Annotated in this window: 21 protein-coding genes; 10 read left to right on the top strand and 11 right to left on the bottom strand. The window is 60.2% G+C overall.

All coding sequences use genetic code 11. From position 1 onward, the window contains the following. Positions 1 to 75: 75 nt before the first annotated feature. A complete protein-coding gene (locus B9Z41_RS08260) occupies positions 76 to 984 on the top strand; it encodes a LysR substrate-binding domain-containing protein (RefSeq protein ID WP_100146584.1) in 909 nt (302 codons plus the stop codon). Position 985: 1 nt separating this feature from the next. Here the strand turns inward: B9Z41_RS08260 and B9Z41_RS08255 are convergent, their stop codons facing one another. Continuing rightward, positions 986 to 3,658, bottom strand: a complete 2,673-nt coding sequence (locus B9Z41_RS08255) for an EAL domain-containing protein (protein ID WP_233202594.1) — start codon at positions 3,656 to 3,658, stop codon at positions 986 to 988. A gap of 262 nt (positions 3,659 to 3,920) precedes the next feature. Between B9Z41_RS08255 and B9Z41_RS08250 the strand changes: the two genes are divergently transcribed. From B9Z41_RS08250 to B9Z41_RS16945, 6 genes are all read left to right on the top strand, one after another. Then, a complete protein-coding gene (locus B9Z41_RS08250) occupies positions 3,921 to 6,128 on the top strand; it encodes an indolepyruvate ferredoxin oxidoreductase subunit alpha (RefSeq protein WP_100146582.1) in 2,208 nt (735 codons plus the stop codon). Between the two features lie 9 nt (positions 6,129 to 6,137). After that, positions 6,138 to 7,745 carry an indolepyruvate oxidoreductase subunit beta family protein gene (locus tag B9Z41_RS08245; protein WP_233202593.1) on the top strand — a complete coding sequence of 536 codons (1,608 nt, stop codon included), beginning with the start codon at positions 6,138 to 6,140 and terminating at the stop codon, positions 7,743 to 7,745. 72 nt (positions 7,746 to 7,817) lie between these two features. Continuing rightward, positions 7,818 to 8,843, top strand: coding sequence for a TRAP transporter substrate-binding protein (locus B9Z41_RS08240; protein ID WP_100146580.1), 1,026 nt, complete (start codon positions 7,818 to 7,820; stop codon positions 8,841 to 8,843). A gap of 7 nt (positions 8,844 to 8,850) precedes the next feature. After that, positions 8,851 to 9,381 (top strand): TRAP transporter small permease, encoded by a 531-nt coding sequence (locus B9Z41_RS08235; protein WP_100146579.1) that lies wholly within the window; start codon positions 8,851 to 8,853, stop codon positions 9,379 to 9,381. 2 nt (positions 9,382 to 9,383) lie between these two features. Next, a complete protein-coding gene (locus tag B9Z41_RS08230) occupies positions 9,384 to 10,688 on the top strand; it encodes a TRAP transporter large permease (RefSeq protein WP_233202592.1) in 1,305 nt (434 codons plus the stop codon). Next, on the top strand, positions 10,685 to 10,906 hold the full coding sequence (locus B9Z41_RS16945) for a hypothetical protein (protein WP_143474168.1): 222 nt from the start codon (positions 10,685 to 10,687) through the stop codon (positions 10,904 to 10,906). Before B9Z41_RS08230 ends, B9Z41_RS16945 begins: the two co-directional genes overlap by 4 nt. 99 nt (positions 10,907 to 11,005) lie before the next feature. Here B9Z41_RS16945 and B9Z41_RS08225 read toward each other — a convergent pair whose 3' ends face one another. Continuing rightward, entirely contained in the window at positions 11,006 to 11,473 is a 468-nt protein-coding gene (locus tag B9Z41_RS08225) for a DUF3237 domain-containing protein (protein ID WP_100146578.1), read from the bottom strand. Next, positions 11,470 to 13,569, bottom strand: a complete 2,100-nt coding sequence (locus B9Z41_RS08220; protein WP_100146577.1) for an acetoacetate--CoA ligase — start codon at positions 13,567 to 13,569, stop codon at positions 11,470 to 11,472. Before B9Z41_RS08220 ends, B9Z41_RS08225 begins: the two co-directional genes overlap by 4 nt. Before the next feature lie 89 nt (positions 13,570 to 13,658). On the opposite strand from B9Z41_RS08220, the gene B9Z41_RS08215 reads away from it, so the two are divergent. Together B9Z41_RS08215 and B9Z41_RS08210 are read left to right on the top strand one after the other, a co-directional pair. Continuing rightward, on the top strand, positions 13,659 to 14,474 hold the full coding sequence (locus B9Z41_RS08215; protein ID WP_100146576.1) for a cyclase family protein: 816 nt from the start codon (positions 13,659 to 13,661) through the stop codon (positions 14,472 to 14,474). Positions 14,475 to 14,486: 12 nt separating this feature from the next. After that, entirely contained in the window at positions 14,487 to 14,909 is a 423-nt protein-coding gene (locus tag B9Z41_RS08210) for a hotdog fold thioesterase (RefSeq protein ID WP_100146575.1), read from the top strand. A 16-nt stretch (positions 14,910 to 14,925) separates the two neighbouring features. On the opposite strand, the gene B9Z41_RS08205 is transcribed toward B9Z41_RS08210, so the two are convergent. Continuing rightward, a complete protein-coding gene (locus tag B9Z41_RS08205) occupies positions 14,926 to 15,495 on the bottom strand; it encodes a cob(I)yrinic acid a,c-diamide adenosyltransferase (RefSeq protein ID WP_100146574.1) in 570 nt (189 codons plus the stop codon). 107 nt (positions 15,496 to 15,602) lie between these two features. Between B9Z41_RS08205 and B9Z41_RS08200 the strand changes: the two genes are divergently transcribed. Then, positions 15,603 to 17,030, top strand: coding sequence for an FAD-binding oxidoreductase (locus B9Z41_RS08200; protein WP_100146573.1), 1,428 nt, complete (start codon positions 15,603 to 15,605; stop codon positions 17,028 to 17,030). Positions 17,031 to 17,042: 12 nt separating this feature from the next. Here B9Z41_RS08200 and B9Z41_RS08195 read toward each other — a convergent pair whose 3' ends face one another. Genes B9Z41_RS08195 through rsmG form a run of 7 tightly spaced genes read right to left on the bottom strand, consistent with a single transcriptional unit; the run spans position 17,043 to position 24,238 of the window. Next, on the bottom strand, positions 17,043 to 18,797 hold the full coding sequence (locus B9Z41_RS08195; RefSeq protein ID WP_100146572.1) for an ATP-binding protein: 1,755 nt from the start codon (positions 18,795 to 18,797) through the stop codon (positions 17,043 to 17,045). Then, the gene (locus tag B9Z41_RS08190; RefSeq protein WP_100146571.1) at positions 18,794 to 20,551 is read right to left on the bottom strand and encodes a hybrid sensor histidine kinase/response regulator; all 1,758 of its coding nucleotides are present in this window, start codon (positions 20,549 to 20,551) and stop codon (positions 18,794 to 18,796) included. The genes B9Z41_RS08195 and B9Z41_RS08190 overlap by 4 nt, the downstream gene beginning before the upstream one ends. A gap of 32 nt (positions 20,552 to 20,583) precedes the next feature. Continuing rightward, on the bottom strand, positions 20,584 to 21,501 hold the full coding sequence (locus B9Z41_RS08185) for a ParB/RepB/Spo0J family partition protein (protein WP_100146570.1): 918 nt from the start codon (positions 21,499 to 21,501) through the stop codon (positions 20,584 to 20,586). Further along, positions 21,491 to 22,042, bottom strand: a complete 552-nt coding sequence (locus B9Z41_RS08180) for an alpha/beta hydrolase (protein ID WP_100146569.1) — start codon at positions 22,040 to 22,042, stop codon at positions 21,491 to 21,493. The genes B9Z41_RS08185 and B9Z41_RS08180 overlap by 11 nt, the downstream gene beginning before the upstream one ends. Positions 22,043 to 22,056: 14 nt before the next feature. Beyond that, a complete protein-coding gene (locus B9Z41_RS08175) occupies positions 22,057 to 22,854 on the bottom strand; it encodes a ParA family protein (protein ID WP_100146568.1) in 798 nt (265 codons plus the stop codon). A gap of 22 nt (positions 22,855 to 22,876) precedes the next feature. Then, positions 22,877 to 23,491: a LysE family transporter gene (locus B9Z41_RS08170; protein WP_100146567.1), complete on the bottom strand. Its 615-nt coding sequence runs from the start codon at positions 23,489 to 23,491 to the stop codon at positions 22,877 to 22,879. Positions 23,492 to 23,524: 33 nt separating this feature from the next. After that, positions 23,525 to 24,238, bottom strand: a complete 714-nt coding sequence (gene rsmG / locus B9Z41_RS08165) for a 16S rRNA (guanine(527)-N(7))-methyltransferase RsmG (protein ID WP_100146566.1) — start codon at positions 24,236 to 24,238, stop codon at positions 23,525 to 23,527. Between the last annotated feature and the right edge of the window lie 2 nt (positions 24,239 to 24,240).

Genomic DNA, 24,240 nt, shown 5'->3' with positions numbered 1-24,240 from the left:
TTAAATGCCCCGAGGACCGCGGAGAAACGGTGATTTAACATCCAGTTATGCTCAATCCTGATATCTGAACAGACGATGCGCCGCAAAATACCGTCTACCCAAGCCCTGTTGTGCTTCGACGCTGCCGCCCGGCATGAGAGCTACACACGGGCTGCGCAAGAGCTGGTGCTGACGCAAAGTGCGGTGTCACGTCAAGTCACGCTGTTAGAAGACTTTTTAGGGTTGAAGCTGTTTCGCCGCACCCGCCACGGCGTGGCGCTCACCCCGGCGGGGGTGGATTACGCCCGCCAAGTGGGGCAGCGGCTCGACGGCCTGGAGCGCGACACGCTCGACACCATGACACGCCAAGGCACGGGTGGTCACCTCACCCTGGCCGCCGTGCCCACCTTTGCCACCCATTGGCTGATTCCGCGTCTGGCCACCCTGGCCCAGCGTCACCCCGACATCACAGTGCACATCGACACCCGCACGCGGCCCTTTTTGTTTGCAGACACCGCCTTCGATGCCGCGCTCTACACCGGCACGCCCGAACAAGTGCGCAACTGGCCCGGCACGCGGGCCGACAAACTGCTGGACGAAGAGGTGGTGCCCGTGTGCAGCCCCCAGCTGATGGCTGGGCGCACCCACCTCACGCCCAAAGCCCTGGCACAACTGCCCCTGCTGCAACAAAGCACACGGCCCGAAGGTTGGCGCCAGTGGTTTGACGCCATGGGCGTGAGCGCGCCCAACGCTCTGGGTGGCCCGCGTTATGAACTGTTCTCCATGCTGGCGGTGGCCGCCACCCACCACCTGGGTGTGGCCTTGATGCCACGGCTGTTGATTGCGGGTGAGTTGGCGCGTGGCGAATTGGTGGTGGCCTGCCCCAAGGCCTTGCGCGGCACACGCAGTTACTACTTGATCACGCCCGATGTGGGCCACGCGCCTGAAGTGCTCACGCGCTTTCGCACGTGGGTGCAAGAGCAGGCGCTGCTGAGCACGCGCTAGTTCATGCGTGCGCGTGGGTGGCGCGCAAGAGGGCCTCAAACTCTCGCACCGGCACCGGCCGACTGAAGAGATACCCCTGGTAATTGGTGCAGCCCATGTTGGCCAGTGCTTGGCGCTGGGCGTCGGTTTCAACCCCCTCGGCAATCACGGACAGGCCCAGGCTGTCGCCCAGGGCAATCACCATCTTGGCAATGGCAGCATCGTTGTGGTCCACCAAGATGTCGCGCACAAAGCCCTGGTCGATTTTGAGCTGGTCCAGAGGCAAGCGCTTCAGATAGGCCAACGATGAGAAGCCGGTGCCAAAGTCATCGAGAGAAAAACCCACGCCCACTTTTTTCAGCGCATGCATCTTGGCAATGACGCCTTGCATGTGGGTCACCATCATGCCCTCGGTCAATTCAAGTTTGAGCTTGTTCGGCGGCGCGCCGGTGGCGCGCAAGGCCTCTTGCACCTGGTCGACAAAATCATCTTGGTTGAACTGACGGGCGCTGACGTTGACGGCCAATGTGAGGTGCGCCATGTCTTCGTGGTGCTGCCACACAGCCAACTGTTTGCAGGCCTCATGCAAGATCCACGTGCCCAAGGGAACGATGAGCCCCGTTTCCTCAGCCAACGGAATGAACTCGCCAGGAGGCACCAGGCCTCGCTCAGGCGAAATCCAGCGCACCATGACCTCCACACCAAAAATCTGCTGCTGATCCGACACCTGCGCTTGGTAATAGAGCACGAACTGCTGCTTTTGCAAGGCCTCTCGGAGGTTGCGTTGCATGACCGCGCGTGCGCTGACCATTTCCTGCATTTCGGGCTCAAAAAAGAGCGTGGTGTTGGGGCCCATGCGCTTGGCCTTGTGCAAAGCCAAATCGGCACGCTTGAGCAACTCTGTGGCCGTCTCATGCGCAGGCCCAAACAAGGTGATGCCAATGCCGCACGTCATTTGATGTTCCATGCGGTCAAGGTACATGGGCAAATTCAGCGCGGCTACGATTTTCTTGGCCACGTGTTCAGCCTCGGTGGCCGCCTCGCCAGTGTCTTGGCTCAGATCATCAAACAACACAATGAATTCGTCGCCAGCAAGTCGGGCCACGGTGTCTTGAGCCCTCACACAAGTTTCAAGACGTGTGGCAATTTGTTGCAGCAGTCGATCACCTTTTTCGTGGCCTTGCGTGTCGTTGAGGGTTTTGAAGTCGTCCAGGTCAATGTGCATCAAGGCGCCCCAGCGACGTTTTTGAAGACTCGACGTCAAGGCCTGGTTGAGTCGGTCCAAAAAGTAGCGTCGGTTGGGCAACCCGGTCAAGGTGTCGGTGTAGACCAATTGATGAATTTGACTCAAGGCCTCCTTGCGCTCGGTGATGTCGTGTGTCACCGACAACAGGCAAGGTTCGCCGTCGACTGTCAGCGGTGTAGAGGACACCCAGCTTGAAATTCGCTGCCCCGTCTTGGTGAGAAACTCAAACTCCATGTTTTGACATTGGCCCTGTGTTTGCATCGTGTGGATGAAGACCGCACGGTCCTCCAGACGGTGCCAAATGTTGAGTTTCAAGGAAGTGGCACCGATGACCTCTTCACGCGACCAACCAAACAGGCGGACGAAGCCCTCGTTGATGTCGAGGTACTGGCCGTCAGACAAACGCGTGATCGAGAGCGCATCCGGGCTGGTCATGAACGCGGTTCGGTAACGCAGCTCGTTCTCCCTCAAGCCTTGCTGGCGTTTCTCCAACTCGACCAGCAGGTGGTTAAAGCCACCAATCACCTGACCAATTTCATCCTGCCGGGTGACCACCAGCGGCTGCAAGGGCGCGCTTTCTTGCGCCATCTCCGCCAACGCCCGTGCCGTGGATTGCAGGGGCAAAAGCTGCCAACCCAACATCCACCACGTCACGGCCCCAGCGAGCAACGTGGTCACGAAAGCAGCCCACAAGATGCGTTGGTGCATCACCTCTATCGGGGCAAAGGCCTCTTGTGTCGGCAGCACAACGGCCGCATACCAACCCGCCACCGGGATCCGCTTGACCGACGCCAACACTTCAATGCCCAGCGGGCTCACGAACACCGCCGAGCCTTCTGCGCCACGAATGAAATGGTCCAAGGTGGGGCTCACATGCTCGGCTGGCAAGGTCTCCATGATGCGGCGCTTGTCACTGGAGGTCACGATCATGCGTTGCTCGGGCGCCACCACCAAGTAACTGCCAGTCTCACCGTAATGGCTGTCTTGCACGATGTCCATGAAGTTGGGTAACTCCAAGTTGATGCCTGCGACCAACGCCCCGATGCGCTGCCCTTGCGCATCCAGCACCGGCGTGGCCATGACGAAAACGGGCGCTTTCAGCAGCTGGGCCATGACAGGCTGCGTGATCACGGTTTCCCCTCTGTCGAGCACCGCACGAAGGTAGGCACGGCCGGCGTAATTCACACCTTGGCGATGCAAGGATTCAGGATAGGAGGCGAGCACCGTGCCGCGTGTGTCGGTCACAAATGTGCCGCCGCTGAACATCTCTTGCAGCACGACCAAGGACGAGAGTTGTGTCTGTGTGGCCTGCGGTTTCTGGCGTATCACTTCGCCGATAACCGTGGCTGCTTTTTGCAGTGCGTTACGACGCTCGGTGAGGCCACGGTTGACTTCGTTGGCCAACAACGTGACGGTTGAAAGTTGCTGCGCTTCCAATTGCGTTTGCATGTCTCTGCGCAACATGTGGTCGGCATACAACGCCAAGGACCACATGCTGCTCAGAAATATAAACAGCGTGAACAGGGTGACCCTTGCTTTTAGAGAGCGGCCCGGGAGACGACTTAAATGCATGGGGAGGTTCTTCTTTTTCGGACGTAAACCGAAGGGATAAGTGACTTTACTCCGCTTATCCAAACTGATGCGCGTCATTTGTCTGACGCTTGAAAAAATCAGGCCCTGCTAAGCTTGCGCTCACAACAGGAGACAAGCCGTGGAAGTTTCATTCAGCAAAGAAGTTGAGATGCTGCGCATGGGCGCGGGCGAGACGTTTCATGGGGAAGGCATCTTGGCCATCACCAAAGCGCTGCTGCAATCGGGCGTGGCCTATGTGGGCGGCTACCAAGGTGCACCGGTGTCGCACTTGCTGGATGTGATGGTGCAAGCCAAGGACTACATGCAAGAGCTCGGCGTGCATGTGGAGGCCTGTGCCAACGAAGCCTCGGCAGCGGCCATGTTGGGCGCCTCCATCCACTACCCCTTGCGCGGTGCCGTGACTTGGAAATCCATCGTCGGCACCAACGTGGCGGCGGACGCACTGAGCAATTTGTCATCGCCGGGTGTGAAAGGTGGCGTGCTGATTGTGGTGGGCGAAGACTACGGCGAAGGCGCGTCGGTGATACAAGAACGCACCCACGCCTACGCGCTCAAGTCTGGCATGGTCTTGCTGGACCCACGTCCCGATCTGAGCCGCATGGTCGACATGGTGGAGCACGGCTTTCGACTCTCCGAAGCGTCGAACATGCCCACCGTGATGGAGTTGCGCATCCGCGCCTGCCATGTGCGCGGCAGCTTTGTGGCCAAAGACAACCAAGCGCCCGCGCAGTCAGCGTTGCACCTGTTGGCCGAGCCCGCCAAGTTTGACTACAGCCGCTTGGCCCATCCACCGGTGACGTTTGGCCAAGAAAAGCTCAAGCACCAAGAACGCATTCCGGCCGCACGCGCCTACATCGAGGCGCATGGCCTGAACGAACACTTTGACGGCGAGCACCACGACTTGGGGCTCATCGTGCAAGGCGGTCTCTACAACACCTTGATCCGCGCCTTGCAGCAGTTCGACTTGGCCGACGCGTTTGGCAACAGCCGCATTCCGCTGTTGGTGCTCAACGTGACCTGCCCTTTGCTGCCCGACCAAATCGCCAACTTCTGCCAAGGCAAGCGCGGCGTGTTGCTGATGGAAGAAGGTCAGCCCGAATACATCGAACAAGAAGTGGCCACCTTGCTGCGTCGCCGTGACTTGCAAACCCCCTTGCACGGCAAAGACGTGTTGCCCCAAGGCGGCGAGTACACCGCCGAGGTGATGGCGCAAGGCCTGCTGCAGTTTGTGAACCGTTATTTGACGGTGCCGTCAAACGAAGCTTCTGCGTCTGGCGCAACCGACGCCACAGCCACCGCCACGTCGGGCGTGCAGGCGTGGCTGCAAGGCAACCAAACACGCCGCACTGGTGTGGCCCAAGCGCTGCAAGCCCAAGGCCAAACCCTGCCGCCGCGCCCGCCCGGGTTTTGCATTGGCTGTCCGGAGCGTCCGGTGTTTTCGGCCATCAAGTTGGCGCAACAAGACATTGGCGCGGTGCATGTGTCGGCCGACATTGGCTGCCATGCGCTAGGCACCTTCGAGCCGTTTTCCACCGGCCACACGATCTTGGGTTATGGCATGAGCCTGGCGAGTCGGGCCGGTGTGTCGCCGTCGATGCAACGGCGCGTGCTCTCGATCATGGGCGACGGTGGCTTCTGGCACAACGGCTTGCTCACCGGGGTGCAAAGCGCACTGTTCAACGGGGGCGACGCGGTGTTGCTGATTTTTAAAAATGGCTACACCTCGGCGACGGGCACGCAAGACATCATCTCCACCCCAGACGACGCGGCCAAACTGGCCGCCGCCGACAAGTGGCAAAGCCTGGCCCACACCAACCAAACCATTGAACGCACGCTGCAAGGCCTGGGTGTGCAATGGCTGCGCACCGTGCACACCTACGAAGTGGCCAAGGTGCGCGAGACCTTGGTGGAGGCTTTCACCTCGGACTTCAACGGGCTCAAGGTGATCGTGGCCGAGGGCGAATGCCAGCTCGAGCGACAGCGCCGCATCAAACCCTGGATCGCCAGTTTGCTCAAACAAGGCGAGCGCGTGCAACGCGTGAAGTACGGCGTGGACGAAGACGTGTGCAACGGCGACCATGCCTGCATTCGCCTCTCCGGCTGCCCCACGCTGACCCTGAAAGACAACCCCGACCCCTTGAAGGTAGACCCGGTGGCCACCGTGATCGACGGCTGTGTGGGCTGCGGTTTGTGTGGCGAGAACGCGCATGCGGCCACGCTGTGCCCCTCGTTTTACCGGGCCGAGGTGGTGCAAAACCCAGGTGTGTGGGAACGTTTGCTGGCCTCATTGCGCGCAGGGCTGGTCCGCGTGCTTCAACCTGCGTAAGGCATTGACATGACCCAAGCGATTTCTATTTTGTTGTGCGCCCTCGGCGGCGAAGGCGGCGGTGTGCTGGCCGACTGGCTGGTGGACGCGGCGCGTCACGCGGGCTACCCGGCCCAAGCCACCTCGGTACCCGGCGTGGCCCAGCGCACCGGCGCCACCACGTATTACCTGGAGGTGTTTCCCACCCACATCAGCGCCTTGGGCGGACAACGCCCGGTGTTTGGCTTGAACCCTTTGCCGGGACGTTTGGACTTGCTGGTGTCGTCGGAGTTGCTGGAAACCGCCAGGCAAACCGCGCTCGGGCTGTGCTCGGCAGACCGCACCTGCGTGGTCAGCGCCAGCAACCGCGCCTTGACCACGCAAGAAAAAATGCAAATCGGCGATGGCCGTTTGGACGACGCCGCGCTGGTGCACCTGTTGCAACAGCACAGCCAAACCAGCCATGTGCTCGACATGGCGGCACTGACCCGCCAAGCCGGCACCGTGGTGAGCGCCACCATGCTCGGCTGCATTGCCGCCAGCGGTGTGCTGCCCATGCAACGCGCCGATTACGAGGCGGCCATTTTGGACGGCCACGCCACGGGCAACGCCAGCCAGCAAGCCAGCTTGCGCGGCTTTGCCTTGGGACTGGACGCGGTGCAAGAGCAACGCAGCCAGTCGCGTTATGTCGATGCCGTGCTCGCGCCGACAGCCAACGTCACAGCCGACGCAGCGGATGCGCCCGCGCTGCCAGAGGGCGTGGCGGCTTTGTTTCCAGCCGCCGTGCACCCCATGCTGCGCTTGGGCCACGCCCGCTTGATCGACTACCAAGGCGCCAACTACGCGGCGCTGTATGTGCAACGTTTGCAAGCCGTGTGGGCCGCCGAGCAGTCGGGCGCGCCGGGGCAAAGCCGCGCCACCGAAGAGGTGGCGCGTTGGTTGGCACTGTGGATGGCGTTTGACGACATCGTGCGCGTGGCCGACTTGAAAAGCCGGGCCTCGCGTCTGCAACGCGTGCGCGACGAGGTCAAGGCCAAGCCCGACGATGTGGTCAAGCTGTACGACCACTTCAAACCCGGCGTGCCGGAGTTTGCCGGGCTCTTGCCCAGCCCCCTGGCCGAACGTTTGATAGCTTGGGAGCAACGCCGTGTGGCAAGCGGCAAAGCGCCGTTGGGCTTGCCGATCAAGGTGGGCACGCACACGGTGGGTGGCTTGCTGATGCTGCGGCTCTTGAGCAGCATGCGCGGCTTGCGTCGCTTGGGCCACCGCTACGCGCAAGAACAAGCGCTGATCACCGACTGGTTGGCAGCCGTCGAGGCAGGCGCACGCGCGCACCCAGACTTGGGGCTGGCGCTGGCGAAGTGCGGCCGCCTGATCAAAGGCTATGGCAGCACCCACACACGCGGGCGCGACAACCTGTTGCACATCGTGCGTCACCTGGCACAGGGTGCCGTGTTTGACACGCCACAAGCCCGCGCGCAGGCGATTGACCAAGCGCGCGAAGCCGCCTTGCGCGACGAAGCTGGTCAGGCCTTGGACGTGGCCTTGCGTGCACACGGCGCACCGGCGCGCGAGCTGCGCGCGCAACCCATCCGCTGGATGCCACGGGTGCGCACGCAGCACGCAGACAAAGGTTGACAGGGGGAAACACCCGTAGTCAGTCCCAAGTTCAGCGATTACAAATAAGCCCTTTCTTTGCGAGACACACCCATGCCCATCCCACTCTCCCGCACCCTGCTCACCACCGCCGCATTGGCCTTCAGTTTGGGCGCCGCCCAGGCCCAAGACAAACCGGTGGCCTTGAAGTTCGCCAGCTGGGTGCCCGCGCAGCACGCACTGAACCCGGCCTTGGTGGCGTGGGGCGAGAGCTTGAAAGCGGCCTCAGGCGGCACACTCACCGCCACCATGTTTCCGTCCGAACAACTGGGCAAAGCGTTTGACCACTACGACATGGCGCGCGACGGCATTGCCGATTTTTCGTACGTGAACCCTGGCTACCAACCGGGGCGCTTCCCGATCTTTGCCGCCGCCTCACTGCCCTTCATGATCAGCAACGCCAAAGCAGGCTCTGCCGCGATTGACGCGTGGTACCGCGCTTACGCGGCCAAAGAAATGAAGGACGTGCACTTTTGCTTTGCCTTCGCGCATGACCCCGGCGCGTTTCACTCGCGCAAAAAAATCGTGCTGCCTACCGACATCAAAGGCATGAAAGTGCGTCCCGCCACCTCGACCGTGGGCCAGATGATCACGCTCTTGGGCGGCACCAACGTGCAAGCCTCGGCCCCCGAGTCACGCGACATGCTCGAGCGCGGTGTGGCCGAGGCCATCACCTTCCCTTGGGGTTCGGTGATGTTGTTTGGGATCGACAAAGTGGTGAAGTACCACATGGACGTGCCCCTCTACGCCACGCCTTTCGTGTGGGTGATGAACAACGACAAATACAACGCCTTGTCGGCCAACCAAAAGAAAGCCGTGGACAGTCACTGCACCAGCGAGTGGGCCGAAAAAGTGGGCAGTGCCTGGGCCGACTTTGAAATTTCGGGTCGCGTCAAACTGGCTGCCGACCCCAGCCGCGAGGTGTACAAGCTCACGCCCGAGCAACTTGCGGCGTGGAAACAAGCCGTGGCTCCGGTGGAAGTGCAGTGGGCCAACGACGTGAAGAAAACCGGCCAAGACCCTGCAGCGGTGATGTCGGCCTTCAAGCAATCGCTGGCCAAGTACAAGTCGGGCCTGTGATCGCGGCATGACGGGTCTGACCGAGAAAGCCAAGAGTCCATTCGATCGCATCATCGATGCCATCGAGTGGATGGCGGCCTTGTTTGTGGGCATTGTGGCGGCCAACATCTTCCTTGCGGTGGTGCTGCGCAAGTTCTTTGACACCTCGATTCCCGACAGCTACGACTTCGGTCGCATGCTGCTGGGCATCTTGATCTTTTGGGGCATTGCCGCCACCAGTTACCGTGGCAGCCACATCACGGTGGACTTGCTGTGGACCGGTGCGAGCCCGCGCATGCGCCGCTTCATCGATGTGTTTGCCACCTTGGTGTTGCTGTTTGTGGTGACGGTGCAAACCATCATGCTGTTTGACAAGGTGGCGGTGACGATGCGCGACAACGTGCTCACCTACGACCTGAACCTACCCACCTGGCCGTTCTTTGCCGTGGCCTGGATGGGCGATGTGTGCGCCGTGCTGCTGATTGGCATCCGCACCTGGCGGCTGATCATGCAGCCCGAAGCGCTGGAAGATCACCCCGAAACAAAAACTAACGAGTGACCATGGAACTGAGTACCGATGCTGTGGCCGTAATCGGCTTTGTGGTCTTGTTTGTCTTGATGCTGTTGCGCGTGCCCGTGGGCATGGCCATGGGGCTGGTGGGCGTGGTGGGCTACAGCTACATCGCGGGCACGGGCCCGGCCTTGAAGCTGGTGGGCCAGACCTCGATGCGCACCGTGACCGACTACACCTTTGGCGTGATTCCTATGTTCATGCTGATGGGTGCGTTTGTGTCGGTGTCGGGCGTGAGCCGTGAATTGTTTCGCGCCGCCAATGCCTTCATTGGTCATTTGCGCGGCGGCTTGGGTGTGGCCACCGTGCTGGCCTGCGGCGGCTTTGCCGCCATTTGTGGTTCATCGGTCGCCACCGCCGCCACCTTTTCTGCCGTGGCCTACCCGGAGATGCGCCGCTTTGGCTACCCCCAATCGTTTGCCACCGGCGTGATTGCCGCGGGCGGCACCTTGGGTGCCATGCTGCCACCCTCCACCGTGCTCGCGGTGTACGCGATTCTGACGCAGCAAGACATTGGCAAACTCTTCATGGCGGGCATCGTGCCGGGTTTGTTGGCCATGAGCATGTACGTGATCACCATTTTCTTGATCGTGCAATTTCGCCCCGATTGGCTGCCTGCTGGCGAGCGCAAGTCCTTCGGTGAGCGCATGAACGGCCTCAAAGAAGTGTGGGCTCCACTGACCTTGTTCTTGTTTGTCATTGGCGGTTTGTACGGCGGCTTTTTCACCCCCACCGAAGCCGGTGGCGTGGGCGCCAGTGGTGCCTTTTTGCTGGGCGTGTTGCGCGGCAAGCTGGACCGTGCGGGCATTCGTGAAGCCTTGTTGTCCGCCACCCGCACCTCGGCGGCGGTGTTCACGGTGTTGATTGGTGCGCTGCTGTTTGGCTACTTTCTTACCATCACCCAAACCCCGCAAAAGCTGACCGAGTTCTTGACCGGCTTAGGCATTGGCCGCTACGGGGTGCTGGCCATGATCATGGTGATGTACCTGGTGCTGGGCTGCTTGATGGACGCCATGGCCATGATCATCTTGACCGTGCCCATCATCTATCCCGTCATCTTGCAGCTTGGGTTTGATCCGATCTGGTTTGGCATCATCATCGTCATGACCGTGGAGCTGGGGCTCATTCACCCGCCCGTGGGCATGAACGTGTTTGTGATCAAGAGCGTGGTCAAAGACGTCAGCTTCATGACCATCTTCAAAGGCGTGATTCCGTTTGTCGTGACCGACATCTTGCGCTTGATCATCTTGATCGCGTTTCCCATCATCGCGCTGTGGTTGCCCAACCGCTTGTGACCCCACCCGGTCTCAGCGCGAACCCACGCAACGCCAAGTCGCCCTCACCCTCACTCTCGCCCGTAGCCAAGGCGAGCAGTCAGCGCCCGATGCGGCGACATCAAGCGCGTAGCGCACAGCCGCAGCGGGTGCTGGCTGATCACCCAGCTGCTGTGACCAAGCCACCCCAACCCAACCGTAGCCAAGGCGAGCAGTCAGTGCCCGATGCGGCGACATAAAGCGCGCAGCGCGGAGCAGCAGCGGGTGCTGGCTGATCGTCTTGGCGAAGCGAATGAACTAAGCAAGGCAAGCAGGCAAACAAAGTAAGCGCCTGAACCTCAACAGACTTTGTAAAAACTCAAATGCACCGCATCCGGCAAACGTAACCCCACACCAATGAACTGGTGCTCAGCCAACCAAGACCACTGCGGCGTACTCGCCTCAAAAATGGGTTGACAGCGAAAGTACACCCGCGTCGGGTCCACCGGCTCACCGCGCCGAATCTTCGCGGAGTCCTCGGCACTGGCCACACGCAGTGCCTTGTTCTGCACAAACACCCGCGTGCCGTCATTGAGTTCCAACACATAGCGCGCATCCAAGTGCGCCTGCGTGCCATCGCCCACGATCAACTGAAAGTCAGCCCCACCCGCCACGATGCGCCCACGCATCAGCGGCCCCGTGACCGTGCCACCGGTGATGGGAATCATGCGGCGCAGGCCCATGGCGGTGGTGCCCACTTCCACCGGGGTGTCGATGGTGACGGCCAAGTCGCACACATGTTCTAAGGCAGGTGCGGGCAAGCTCATGCGGACTCCAAGTGGCGCTTCGCCAAGCTCACATACCAAGGCAGGCAACCCGGGTTGGCCATGGCGTCTTGGTTGACCACTTTTTCCAGCGGCTGACCCAGCATGAGTTTTTTGATGGGCAGCTCTTGCTTCTTGCCCGTGAGGGTGCGCGGAATTTGCACGACCTGAAAAATGTCATTCGGCACAAAGCGCGGACTGAGTGCGGTTCGGATCGCCTCGTTGAGTTTGGACTTCATGGCCTCGTCCAACACCAGGCCATCGCGCAGCACCACAAACAAAGGCATGTAGCTCTCACGCCCCAGATACTCCAGGTCCACCACCATGCTGTCCATCACTTCGGGCAAGGCTTCTACTGCGCTGTACAACTCGCTGGTGCCCATGCGCAGGCCATGGCGGTTGATGGTGGCGTCGCTGCGGCCATAAATCACACATGCGCCGCTGGGTGTGACTTTGAGCCAATCGCCATGCCGCCACACCGCGCCCATCTCAGGCGAGGCGTCGCCGCCACCGGGCTGACGGCCATGCCCGGCAGGGTACATGTCAAAGTAGCTGGCGAGGTAACGCGCGTTGCCCGCGTCGTTCCAAAAATACAGCGGCATGGACGGCATGGGTTGGGTACACACCAATTCGCCCACCGCATCGACCACCGGCTGGCCTTGTTCGTTCCAAGACTCCACCGCACACCCGAGCAAGCGGCATTGCATTTGGCCGGGGATGAGTGGCAACTCACGGTTGCCACCGATGAAGGCACCCGCAAAGTCGGTGCCGCCCGAGATGTTGCACCACCAAATGTCTTGGTCTGCGGCTTGCGCGCCCGCCATGCCTGAGCGGGCCGCCATGGCACGCAGGGTGCGGAACTGTTCGGTGCCCCAGCGTTGCGCGTCTTCGCTCAAGGGCGAACCGGTGGTGCCCAAAGCGCGCACACGCGCCAAGGCCGGCCACTGCGACAGATCAAGCCCCGACTTGAGACAGTTGGCAAAGAAGGCCGCACCGGCACCAAAAAAAGTGGCACCGGTGTCTGCCGCAAAGCGCCACAGCGTGCCCCAGTCGGGTTGGTCTTTGTCGGTGCCACCAGGGTTGCCGTCATAGATGACGCAGGTGGTGCCGTTGAGCAGGCCACTCATTTGGGCGTTCCACATCACCCAGCCCGTCGAGCTGTACCAGTGGTAGCGCTCGCCCCAGCTGTTGGGGTGGTAGCTGCAGCCCACGTCGTTGTGCAAGACCTTCAAGGCCAAGGCGACGATGGTGCTGCCACCGTGGCCATGCACGATGGGCTTGGGCAAGCCCGTGGTGCCGCTCGAATAGACAATCCACAGCGGGTGGTCAAAGGGCAGTGACAACGGCTGGAACTGCGCCGTAGCCGCGTCGTCGCGGGTGATGGTGCTGTCGTAGTCTGTGCTGTCAGGCAAGCGGGCATCGGCGTTGAGGTTGCGCAGCAAGATCAGGTGTTGCACGCTGGGCAGTTGGGCGCGCATGTCGGAGACCACCTGCATGCGGTCGTGCTCGCGACCGCCGTAGCGCACGCCGTCGCAGGCGATCAAAATTTTGGGTTCGATTTGCGCAAACCGGTCGAGCACGGCGTGGGTCCCCATGTCGGGCGCGCAAATGCTCCACACGCCCCCCAAACTCACCGTGGCCAAAAACGCCACCATGGCCTGCGGGATGTTGGGCAAGTAGGCGGCCACACGGTCGCCGGGTTGCAGGCCTTGGGCTTTCAGGTGCAGCGCCAACGAGGCCGCCTGGCGTTTGAGTTCGGGCCATGACAGTTCTTGGTGCAGACCTTTTTCGTTGCGACTCACCAGGGCCATCAAGCCTGCCGCATGGGCTGCCTCCACGTGGCGAAACACCTGTTGGGCATAGTTCAGGCGCGCGCCGGTGAACCACTGGGCACCGGGCATGGCGTTTTTCACCAAGGCGGCTTGGTGCGGTGTGGGCGAGCGCAAATCAAAGTAGTCCCAGATGCTTTGCCAAAACGCATCCAAGTCGGTGGTGGACCAACGCCACAAGTCGTCGTAGCTGTCAAAGCGTAAGCCTTTGTGCTGGCTGAGCCAGTCTTGGTAGAGGCGGATTTGGGGAATGTACGCAGGCGTGGTCATGCAGCAAGATTAACAGGCGACAGCCCTGCATGGCCCCCGAGAGAACACCAAGTTAAGCTCCGCCTACAAGACTATTTCAGGAGATACCGATGGCACGACGCTTTGTGGACTTGTCTATTTTTTTAGAGAACGATGTGGTCAGTGACCCGCCCGCGTTCGCGCCCAAGATCGAGTACTTCACGCACGAAAACACTTATGCGCAGATCGAGCCGTTTTTTCCAGGGCTGAAAAAAGAGGACTTGCCCGATGGCGAAGGCTGGGCCGTAGAGTTTGTGCAACTGTCCACCCACAACGGCACCCACTTGGATGCGCCCTACCACTTTCACTCCACCATGGACAACGCCTTGGGCACCAAAAAGCCGGCCATCGCGATTCACGATGTGCCGCTGGAGTGGTGCTTTCAACCCGGCGTGAAGCTGGACTTTCGCCACCTGCCCGACGGCTATGTGGTGACCGCCGCTGACGTGGAGGCCGAGTTGCTGCGCATTGGCCACACCTTGAGCCCGCTGGAGATTGTGGTGGTCAATACCCGCGCCGGGTCGCGCTATGGGCACAACGACTTTGTGTCGAGCGGTTGCGGCATGGGCTATGAGGCCACCATGTATTTGCTGGAGCGCGGCATTCGATTGACCGGCACCGACGCTTGGAGTTGGGACGCGCCCTTTGTGCACACAGCAAAAAAATATGGCGAAACGCAGGACGCATCACTGATTTGGGAGGGCCACAAAGCCGGGCGTGACATTGGCTACTGCCACATCGAAAAAATGCACAACCTCGAAGCCTTGCCGCACACAGGTTTTTACATCAGCTGCTTTCCACACAAGATTCGTGGCGCATCCGCCGGGTGGACACGTGCGGTGGCTATTTTTGACGACGCGTTGATGGCATCGTCGTCCAACACCTGAAAGACGAAGACCATGCGTATTTGGCAAAAACCCATTTCTGTGGCGCTGCTCAGTGAAAGCCACCACGACACAGCGCCCGCACATTTGGGCATGGAGTTTTTGGAGGTGGGCGACGACTTCATCCGCGCGCGCGTGCCGGTGGATCACCGCACGCGGCAACCGCATGGCATCTTGCACGGTGGGGTCAGTGTGGTGCTGGCTGAAACCCTGGGCTCATGCGGGGCGCATTACAGCTGCCCCGAGGGTTTTCGGGCCGTGGGCCTGGACATCAACGCCAACCACATCAAGGCGGCCAGCAGCGGCTGGGTCACCGGCATCACGCGGGCGGTTCACATCGGACGCAGCACACAGGTGTGGCAGATTGAAATGCACAACGATGCAGGTGAGCTGACCTGCGTGTCGCGCATCACGATGGCCGTTTTGTCGCCGCGTTAACGTGAAAGATCTGTAGTTAGTCCTGACTGTTGGCGCGCTGCATGCGCTCGCTCTTCCAGTAGACATCGTCGCCGCCGTTGAGGCGGTTGAGCACACGGGCCAAGACAAACATCAAGTCGCTGAGTCGGTTGAGGTATTGGCGCGGGGCCTCTTGAATGGCCTCTTCGTTGCCCAAGGCCACCACCGCACGTTCGGCGCGGCGCGCCACGGTGCGACACACATGGGCCAGCGATGCGGCGCGGTTGCCCGCCGGCAAGATGAACTCTTGCAGACGTGGCAGCTGCGCGTTGTATTTCTCCAGCGCGTCGTCCAAAGCCAACACCGCTTCGTCTTTGAGCAACTCAAAGCCGGGAATGGACAACTCGCCACCCAGGTTGAACAGCTGGTGCTGAATTTCCACCAACACCTCGCGCACATCGACCCCCATGTCTTCGCACAACAGCACACCAATGTGGGAGTTGAGTTCGTCCACGTCGCCCATGGCATGCACGCGCAAGCTGTTTTTGGACACGCGTTGGTTGTTGCCCAGGCCCGTGGTGCCTGCGTCTCCGGTGCGGGTGGCAATTTGCGTCAGTCGGTTGCTCATGGTGTGGGGTCCTTGTCTCGTCGAAGGCTTATTGTGCCTGTCGCACACGATGCGCCCAAGCCACAAAGCTTGTCCGTAGAATCTTTGGCAAACACGGAGACTGCCCCATGAACGCCCCCACATCCCACGCCCATCTTGCCCCCACGGTGTCCCAGCGCGAAGTGCCGCAAGCCCTGCTCGACGCTCTGGTCCAACGCTTTGGTGCCAACTGTTCCACCGCGCAGATCGTGCGCGAACAGCATGGCCGTGACGAGTCGGCGTTCACCACGGTGCCACCACCCGCTGCGGTGGTGTTTGCCGAAAGCACCCAAGACGTGGCCGACGCAGTGGGCTTGGCCGCGCAATACAAAGTGCCCGTGATTCCGTTTGGCGTGGGCTCGTCGCTCGAAGGTCACTTGTTGGCCGTGCAAGGCGGCATCAGCCTGGACGTGGGGCGCATGAACCGCGTGCTGAGCATCAACGCCGAAGACTTGACCGTGACGGTGCAACCCGGCGTGACACGCAAACAACTCAATGAAGAAATCAAAAGCACGGGCTTGTTCTTTCCGATCGACCCCGGGGCCGACGCCACCATCGGCGGCATGAGCGCCACCCGCGCCAGCGGCACCAACGCCGTGCGCTACGGCACCATGCGCGAGAACGTGTTGGCCCTCGAAGTGGTAACCGCCAGTGGCGAGGTGATTCGCACCGGCACCCGTGCCAAAAAGTCGAGCGCTGGCTACGACCTGACCCGCTTGATGGTGGGCAGCGAAGGCACGCTGGGGGTGATGACGGAAATCACCCTGCGCCTGTACCCCTTGCCCGAAGCCGTGTCTGCGGCGGTGTGCTCTTTCCCCAGCATTGAAGCCGCTGTGCAGGCCACGATCACCATCATTCAAATGGGCGTGCCGATTGCGCGTGTGGAGTTGATCGACGCCAACACTGTGCGCATGGTCAATGCGTATGCCAAGCTGGGCCTGAACGAGTCGCCCATGCTGTTGATGGAGTTTCATGGCTCGCCCAACGGTGTGAAAGAGCAGGCCGAAACCGTGCAAGAGATTGCCTCTGAACACGGCGGGCAATCGTTTGAGTGGGCCACCACGCCCGAGGAGCGCACGCGCTTGTGGACGGCGCGGCACAACGCGTATTTCGCCGCCATTCAAAGCCGCGCCGGATGCCGCGCCATCAGCACCGACACCTGTGTGCCCATCAGCCGACTGGCCGACTGCTTGCTTGACTCGGTGGCCGAAGCCGATGCCTCAGGCATTCCGTATTTCTTGGTGGGCCATGTGGGCGATGGCAACTTCCACTTTGGCTATTTGATCGACCCCAACATTCCCGCCGAGCGTGAAACCGCTGAAAAGCTGAACCACCAACTGGTGCAACGCGCCTTGGCACTGGAAGGCACCTGCACCGGGGAGCACGGCATTGGCTTGCACAAAATGGATTTCTTGTTGACCGAAACGGGCCACGGGGCGGTGGACATGATGCGCACCATCAAACGTGCGCTGGACCCACACAACATCATGAACCCGGGCAAGATTTTTAGCCTCTAAGACCTTGCGCAATCAGGTAGCGCGTGTGTGGGCGGTGGCCGACACCAACGCCTCCACTTGATGACACAGCTTGTCTTGGTCGAAGGGTTTGAGCAGCACGGCATTCACGCCAGCAGCCTCAAAGCGGGCCAGATCTTGCGGATTGACGTTGGCCGTCAACCCCAACACCGGGGTGTTGCATGCAGGGGCGGGCAAAGCCTTGCGCAGGCTTTGGGTGGCTTCAATGCCATCCATCTCGGGCATGACCATGTCCATCAACACCACATCGAACGGTTGGCTCTTGAGCGCATGCAAGGCCTTGAGGCCGTTTTCGGCTTCCACCAACACACAGTTTTTCCAGGTGTTGTGCAGGATTTGACGAATCAACAAACGGTTGATGGGGTGATCGTCCACCACCAAAAAACGCAGCGACGCATCGACGGTTTTATGCACGGCCCCATGGTGGGTTTGGCCTGTGGTCGGCTCGGCCACCTCACGCAATGGCAAGTCAAACCAAAACACAGCGCCTCGACCGGGCTCGCTTTCAAAGCCAATTTCTCCGCCCAGCAAGGCCACCAAACGTTGCGAGATGGACAAGCCGAGTCCATTGCCACCATAGCGGTTTTGGATGCCCGAATCGGCCTGGGAAAAGCGTTGAAAAATGCGCCCACGCTGCTCGTGAGAAATGCCAATGCCAGAGTCTTCCACCAAAAATCGCACGCCGTTGTCATGCGCACGCACACGCAAAATCACATGGCCTTGGTGGGTGAACTTGATGGCATTGCCCAGCAAGTTCACCAGCACTTGCATCAAGCGATGGCGGTCTGTCTTGACCCAAACCGGCACATCAGGATCGATGATGCAGTAATAGTCAATGCGCATGCTTTGCACACGCAGATGGAACAGGCCGAAGGCGTTGTTCACCGTGTCCCTGAGTGCAAAAGTTTCGGTGTGAACGCTGAGTTGACCCGCTTGTAACTGCGAGTAGTCCAGCACATCGTTGATGACCGTCAGCAAATGGTCGGCGGACTGGCGTGTGTGGTTCAAAATTTTGAGCGCCTCAGGCCGATCTTGCACACGCGACAACAGCATGGCGTTGAATCCCAAAATGGCATTCATGGGAGTGCGCAATTCGTGGCTGACGGTGCTGATGAAGTGCTCGCGTATTTCTGAGGCGCGCAGCAGTTCCTGTCGTTTTTGTTCAAGCGCCAGGGTGCGTTCTTTGCTGGTTTGCAAGCCGCGCTTGTAGAGCTTGTCGTAGAGCATGGGAACCAACATCAACGCAACGGGAACGACCAAGTTGATGATGAGCGATGTCCACGCCAAACCCTCTGAGAGCACAAAGGCAGGCTCTAACAGACCTTGTGCGTTGGCATAGGCCATGCACAGCACCAAGGCATACACACCGCCGGTCCACCACAAGCCCTGGCGACGACCCACCAGGTGAAAGGAAATGACCGGCACCATGGTCAGCCATGCCAAAAAGGGAGAGAACAAACCGCCGGTCGACCAAGCGATGTAGCACAGCGCAACCAAACCCACCCACAACACATGCTGAATGCAGGTGCGCAAAGACACGCCCTTGTACAAGGCCAGCAGGCCCAACACTTGGGCCAACACAATGGCGCTGGCGCCCAGGGTTTGCGCGGACGCGCCAAGCGCGGCACACAGCAACCAGCCAACGATCACCAGCAAAGAAGACAAGACGAAAGACTGCATCTTGTTTTCACGCAAACGTGCCGGCACACACGCAGCCAGCCGGTCCATGAGGCGACGCCAGGCCATCATGCGGTCACCCCTGCGAGTCGGTGACGCGACAAGAATTTGCAAATATGTTGCACCGTCTCCACCGGGTCGAGCGGCTTGTAGAGCACATCGTCCATGCCACTGTCCAAGCAGCGCTCGCGGTCCACCGGGTTCACACTCGCGGTCAACGCCAGCACCGGCACATCGCAGATAGGCGCGGGAAAGGTTTGGCGCAAGGTGCGGGTGGCCTCCAGGCCATCCATGTCCGGCATCATCATGTCCATCAAGACCAGATCAAAGCGTTGCTCTCGCAGCAGATTCAAGGCATGTTCGCCGGTGTCGGTTTGTTGCACCGAGGCGTTGGGGAAATGCTTTTTCAACATCAGGCCCGCCACCAGCAAGTTCACGGCGTTGTCGTCGACCAATAAAAAGTTCAAGGGCTCTTGCGTCAAGCTGGCCCAGTCTTGTGATGCCAAGGTGGGCGTGGCCACCATGGGCATGGGCAGGGTGAACCAAAAATAAGCGCCCTCGCCCACATGGCTGCGCACGCCCAAGGTGCCACCTTGCAAGGTCACCAGACGCTCGCAAATGGACATGCCCAAACCGGTTCCACCGTACTGGCGGTTGGTTTGAATATTGGCGTGTTCAAAGCGGTCAAAAATGACTTGTTGTCGGTCCTCGGCGATGCCAATGCCCGTGTCTTGCACGGCCACCCGGACATGTGCGTCTTGCAACACAACAGACACCGAGACGAGACCTTGGTCGGTGAATTTGATGGCGTTGTCAACCAGGTTTTGCAAGATTTGTTGGAACCGGCCTTTGTCAGCATAGACCCACGCATGGTCGTCGAATGGCATCTCGACGTTCATGGCCAAGCCCTTGCGCTGGGCGATTTCTCGGTAAGGTTTCAAGACCGAGGTGACGGCATCGGTCAAATCAAACTCTTGCGCATGCAACACCAGGCGTCCGGCTTGCAATTGCGAAAAGTCCAGGATGTCGTTGACCACCTGTAGCAAGCGCTCGGTGGAGACACGGATGTGGTCCACCACCGCCACATCGTCGGGTCGGTCAGCGAGTTGCCCATGCAAGATGCCGTTGAAGCCCAAAATTGCATTCATGGGCGTGCGCAACTCGTGGCCAACCGAGGCAATGAATTCATCTTTGTGGGCCTGGGCGCGTTGCAAGTCGTCGTGGGTTGCTTCTAGCGCCTGGTTATGTTGTTCGTTGGCCTGCACTTGCTGGCGGTACATGCGCTCATACAGATGCACCCCAAAAACCCAAGCACCTACCACGCACACTTGGTTGAAAACGCCCCAGGCAATCATGTGGTGCCAGTCGACACGGGTATCGATCAGGCCCCGCATGCCCGCCCACATGAGCCCACACTGAACCAGCGAGATCAGTCCGAGCCACCACACCGCAGCCGTTCGGCCGACCGTGAGCAAAGCCACCATGGGCAGCAGGCTGAACCACAAGTTTTTCGAGGAGTTCACGCCCCCGGTTTGCGCCGCAGCCCAGGTCAGGGTCACCAGACCCGTCAGCAACACGGCATTGGCCGAGTACAAGGTCGAAAAACCTCGCCGCAGCAACACCATCAGAACCAGACAAAGGGCCGCGCTGAACAAATAAATGCGATGGTCGTAACCGGGATGATCGAGAAAGTAAAAGAGCAGCGCCGAGGCCAGGGTCAGCTGCAAACAGTATTTGGAAAACAGCCGCCGCCGGGCGGCAGACATGTCTTCCAGCACACGATCGGCATCGTCCAGCGAAGGGTCAACGACGGGGTTTACAGCCATCGTGCATCAGTGTGGGTATCGGTCGAACAGGCTCAAGCCCTGAGCTTGTCGATCAAGCCATTGAGTTCGTCCAACGAGCCAAATTGAATCGCCAGTTCGCCCATTTCCTCGATGCGGCCTTGGCGTTTGACGCGCTTTTTGATGCGCACATCGACCTCCGCTGTGAGCAAGTCGGACAACTCTTCTTCCACGCGCTTCAAATCGCGTGATTTTTCTTTTTTGGGCTTTTGCGGCACCAGATTGAATTCGGCACTGAGCTTTTTGACCAGGCTCTCGGCCTCGCGCACCGACATGTGCTTGGCGGTGATTTGGTTGGCCGCCGTGATTTGCGTTGCGCGGTCCAGGGCCAACAAGGCACGGGCATGGCCCATGTCCAAATCACCCGCCATCAGCATGGTTTGCACGGGCTCGGCCAGATTGAGCAAGCGCAGCAAGTTGCTGGCCGCGCTGCGCGAGCGGCCCACCGCCTGGGCGGCAGTTTCGTGGGTCAGGCCAAACTCTTTGATCAAGCGTTGCAGTCCTTGGGCTTCTTCCAGTGGGTTGAGGTCTTCACGCTGGATGTTTTCAATCAAGGCCATGGCCGCAGCGGCCTCGTTGGGCACGTCGCGCACCAGCACAGGCACGGTGTCGAGCCCAGCCAGTTTGGCCGCGCGGCTGCGGCGTTCACCGGCAATGATTTCGTATTTGCCTGCGTTGGGGCCGTCGGTGAGTTGGCGCACCAGAATCGGCTGCATGATGCCTTGGGCTTTGATGCTTTCGGCCAACTCGTACAACGCGCCTTCGTCCATGCGCGTGCGTGGCTGGTACATGCCAGGCACCATCTCACTCAAAGGCAAGGTATGGGGTAAGCCCTCGTTGGCCGCGGCTTTGGCTGCTGCGCTATCGTCCACTTTGGGGCCCAACAAGGCTTCGAGTCCGCGGCCTAAGCCTTTGGGTTTTTTAGTGACCATGGTGTGTTTTCTCTTTGATTTTGAATTCGTCCAACAAGGCTCGGCCTTGAGGCCAGTCACCCACATTTGAGTCGCTGTTGATGTGTCCTCGGTTGCCCACATCGACCAAGCGCGAGCCCCAGTCCATGGCCAACCGGCTGGCGCGCATGAAGCTGCAATACGGGTCATTGCGGCTGGTGACCAAGGTGCTTGGAAACGGCAGCCGCTCACGCACGATAGGGCTCCAGCTGTGCAGCACGTGCCGCATTTCTGGCCGCTCCACGTCACCCGGCGCCACCAACAAAGCGCCCAACACACGCTCGGTGTGCTGGGAATGCGCAGCCCATGCGGCCACCAGAATGCAGCCCAGGCTGTGGGCGACCAACGTCACCTCGTCATGGGCCAACACGGCCTCTTCAAGTTGCGCCATCCAGTCGCCGCGCAGAGGGAACGACCAGTCATGCTGGGCCACACGGGTGTCGCCATGCTGCGCCTCCCACAGGCTTTGCCAATGGTCAGCGCCGCTGTTGTGCCAGCCGGGCAAAAGTAAGACGGTGGACATGGCGGTCTGGGAACTCAAAGGGTTTGGACGCGCTGGACCATCTCTTGCGCGAAATCGACAAAGGCCTGACTGCCTTTGGCCGACGGGTCAAACACCACGCCTGGCAGGCCGTAGCTGGGGGCCTCGGCCAAGCGCACATTGCGCGGAATGACGGCGTTGAACACTTTGTCGCCAAAGTGGTCCTTGAGCTGGTCGCTCACCTGTTGCTGCAAGGTGATGCGAGGGTCAAACATGACGCGCAACAAGCCAATGATTTTGAGCTCGCGGTTCAGATTGGCATGCACCTGCTTGATGGTGTTGACCAAGTCCGTGAGGCCTTCCAGCGCAAAGTATTCGCACTGCATGGGCACGATCACGCCATGCGCAGAGCACAAACCGTTGAGCGTCAACATAGACAATGAAGGCGGACAATCGATCAGCACAAAGTCATAGTCTTGGGCCACGCTGGCCAGGGCTTGCTTGAGGCGGTTCTCACGGTTGTCCAGATCGACCAACTCCACCTCGGCCCCCGCCAAATCTCGGTTGGCACCCAGCACGTCGTAGGTCGGAGCCTTGGCGCGTGCGCCCTCGTCACCCCAGTTGCTGCGCACCCGCGCCTCCGCAATGCTGGCGGACTCCAGCAGCACGTCGTAAACCGACAAAGTGAGTTGGCGCTTATCAATTCCAGAGCCCATGGTGGCATTGCCCTGCGGGTCCAAGTCCACCATCAACACGCGCTGCCCCACCGAGGCCAAACCAGCCGCCAAGTTCACCGTGGTGGTGGTTTTGCCCACGCCACCTTTTTGGTTGGCGACACAGAAGATTTTGGCCATGGAGACTTTCCGTTGAGAGTATTTATTTAGACAAGGCCAATTTCAGACCAAAACCAATCAGCAACAAGCCGGCGACCTTGTTCAACAAGGTAGAGGCCAGCGCGCTGGCGCGCACGCGCGCGGCCAGGAAATGCGCCAACACGACGACCACCAAGCCATAGACAAAGGTCAACGCGGCAATGGTTGCGGCCATGAGCGCAAAGGTCACCCAGCCCTGATGCACCGTCGGATCGACAAACAATGGGAAAAACGCCATGTAAAACACAATGGCTTTGGGGTTGAACACGGTGATAACGAAGGCTTGTCGCAAGTAGTGGTGGGGCTTGAGTTCCAGCACCGGGGCATCTCCTGGTTTGGCACTGAGCAACTTGGCACCCAACCAAACCAAATAAATCGACCCGACCCACTGAACGGTGTGAAACACGCCCGGATTGGTCAACAACAAGGCGGCCACACCGGCGACGGCCATCCACAACAAAGCCTGGTCGCCCGCAATCACGCCCAAGGTTGCTGCCAATCCAGCTCGCACGCCGCCCTTGGCCGTTGCCGTCAACAACGCCAAATTACCAGGACCGGGAATGGCCAAAAACACAATGATGGCCACGACGAAAGCGCCGTAGTCGGACACACCGAGCATGCAAGCCTCAAAACAGGGGATGGGGATGGGAGTTTAACCGCGCATCCAAACGATACAGCGTTCAGCGTCCAGACCGGGGACGGTCAATGGTTCCACGTGAAACACTTTCACGCTTTTCGGCAAGGCCTGGATCTCTGCCTCGGGGTACTTGCCCTTCATGGCCAACCAAACACCATGCGGCGCCAGTGCCGAGGCGGACCATGCGGTGAAGTCCACCAACGAGGCAAAGGCACGCGAACACACCACATCGAACGGGTCGGTCAAGGTCTCGACCCGGGCGTGCAGGCCGCGCAAATTGGGCAGGCGCAAACTAACGGCCACCTGCTGCACAAATGCTGCTTTTTTGGCCACGGTGTCGACACAAGTCACCGACACCTCCGGGCAAGTGATGGCAATGACCACGCCCGGCAAACCGGCACCTGCACCCACATCCAACAAACGGTATCGCGGCGAGCCCGCCTCAGCAGGCAAAGGCGAAATATGGGGCCAAGCCGCATCAGCCGGCACGGCCAAGGGTTGCGCCAACTTAGCCAACTCGCGACGCAATGGCGCAACGACCGCCAGACTGTCGAGCAAATGGTGCGTCAACATTTCCTGTGCATCACGCACCGCCGTGAGGTTGTAGACCTTGTTCCACTTGGCAATCAAGTCCATGTAGGCCAAGAGCTGCGCCTGCGCGGCCTCATCCAAAGGCAAGTCCAGCTCAAGCAAACCTTGGCGCAAAGCGCCAGCCAAGGGGTGCGACATGG

The sequence above is a fragment of the Limnohabitans sp. JirII-31 genome (assembly GCF_002778315.1).
Lineage (GTDB): Bacteria > Pseudomonadota > Gammaproteobacteria > Burkholderiales > Burkholderiaceae_C > Limnohabitans.
The sequence above is the reverse complement of the archived record's forward strand: the minus strand, read 5'-3'. Positions and strand labels throughout refer to the sequence as shown.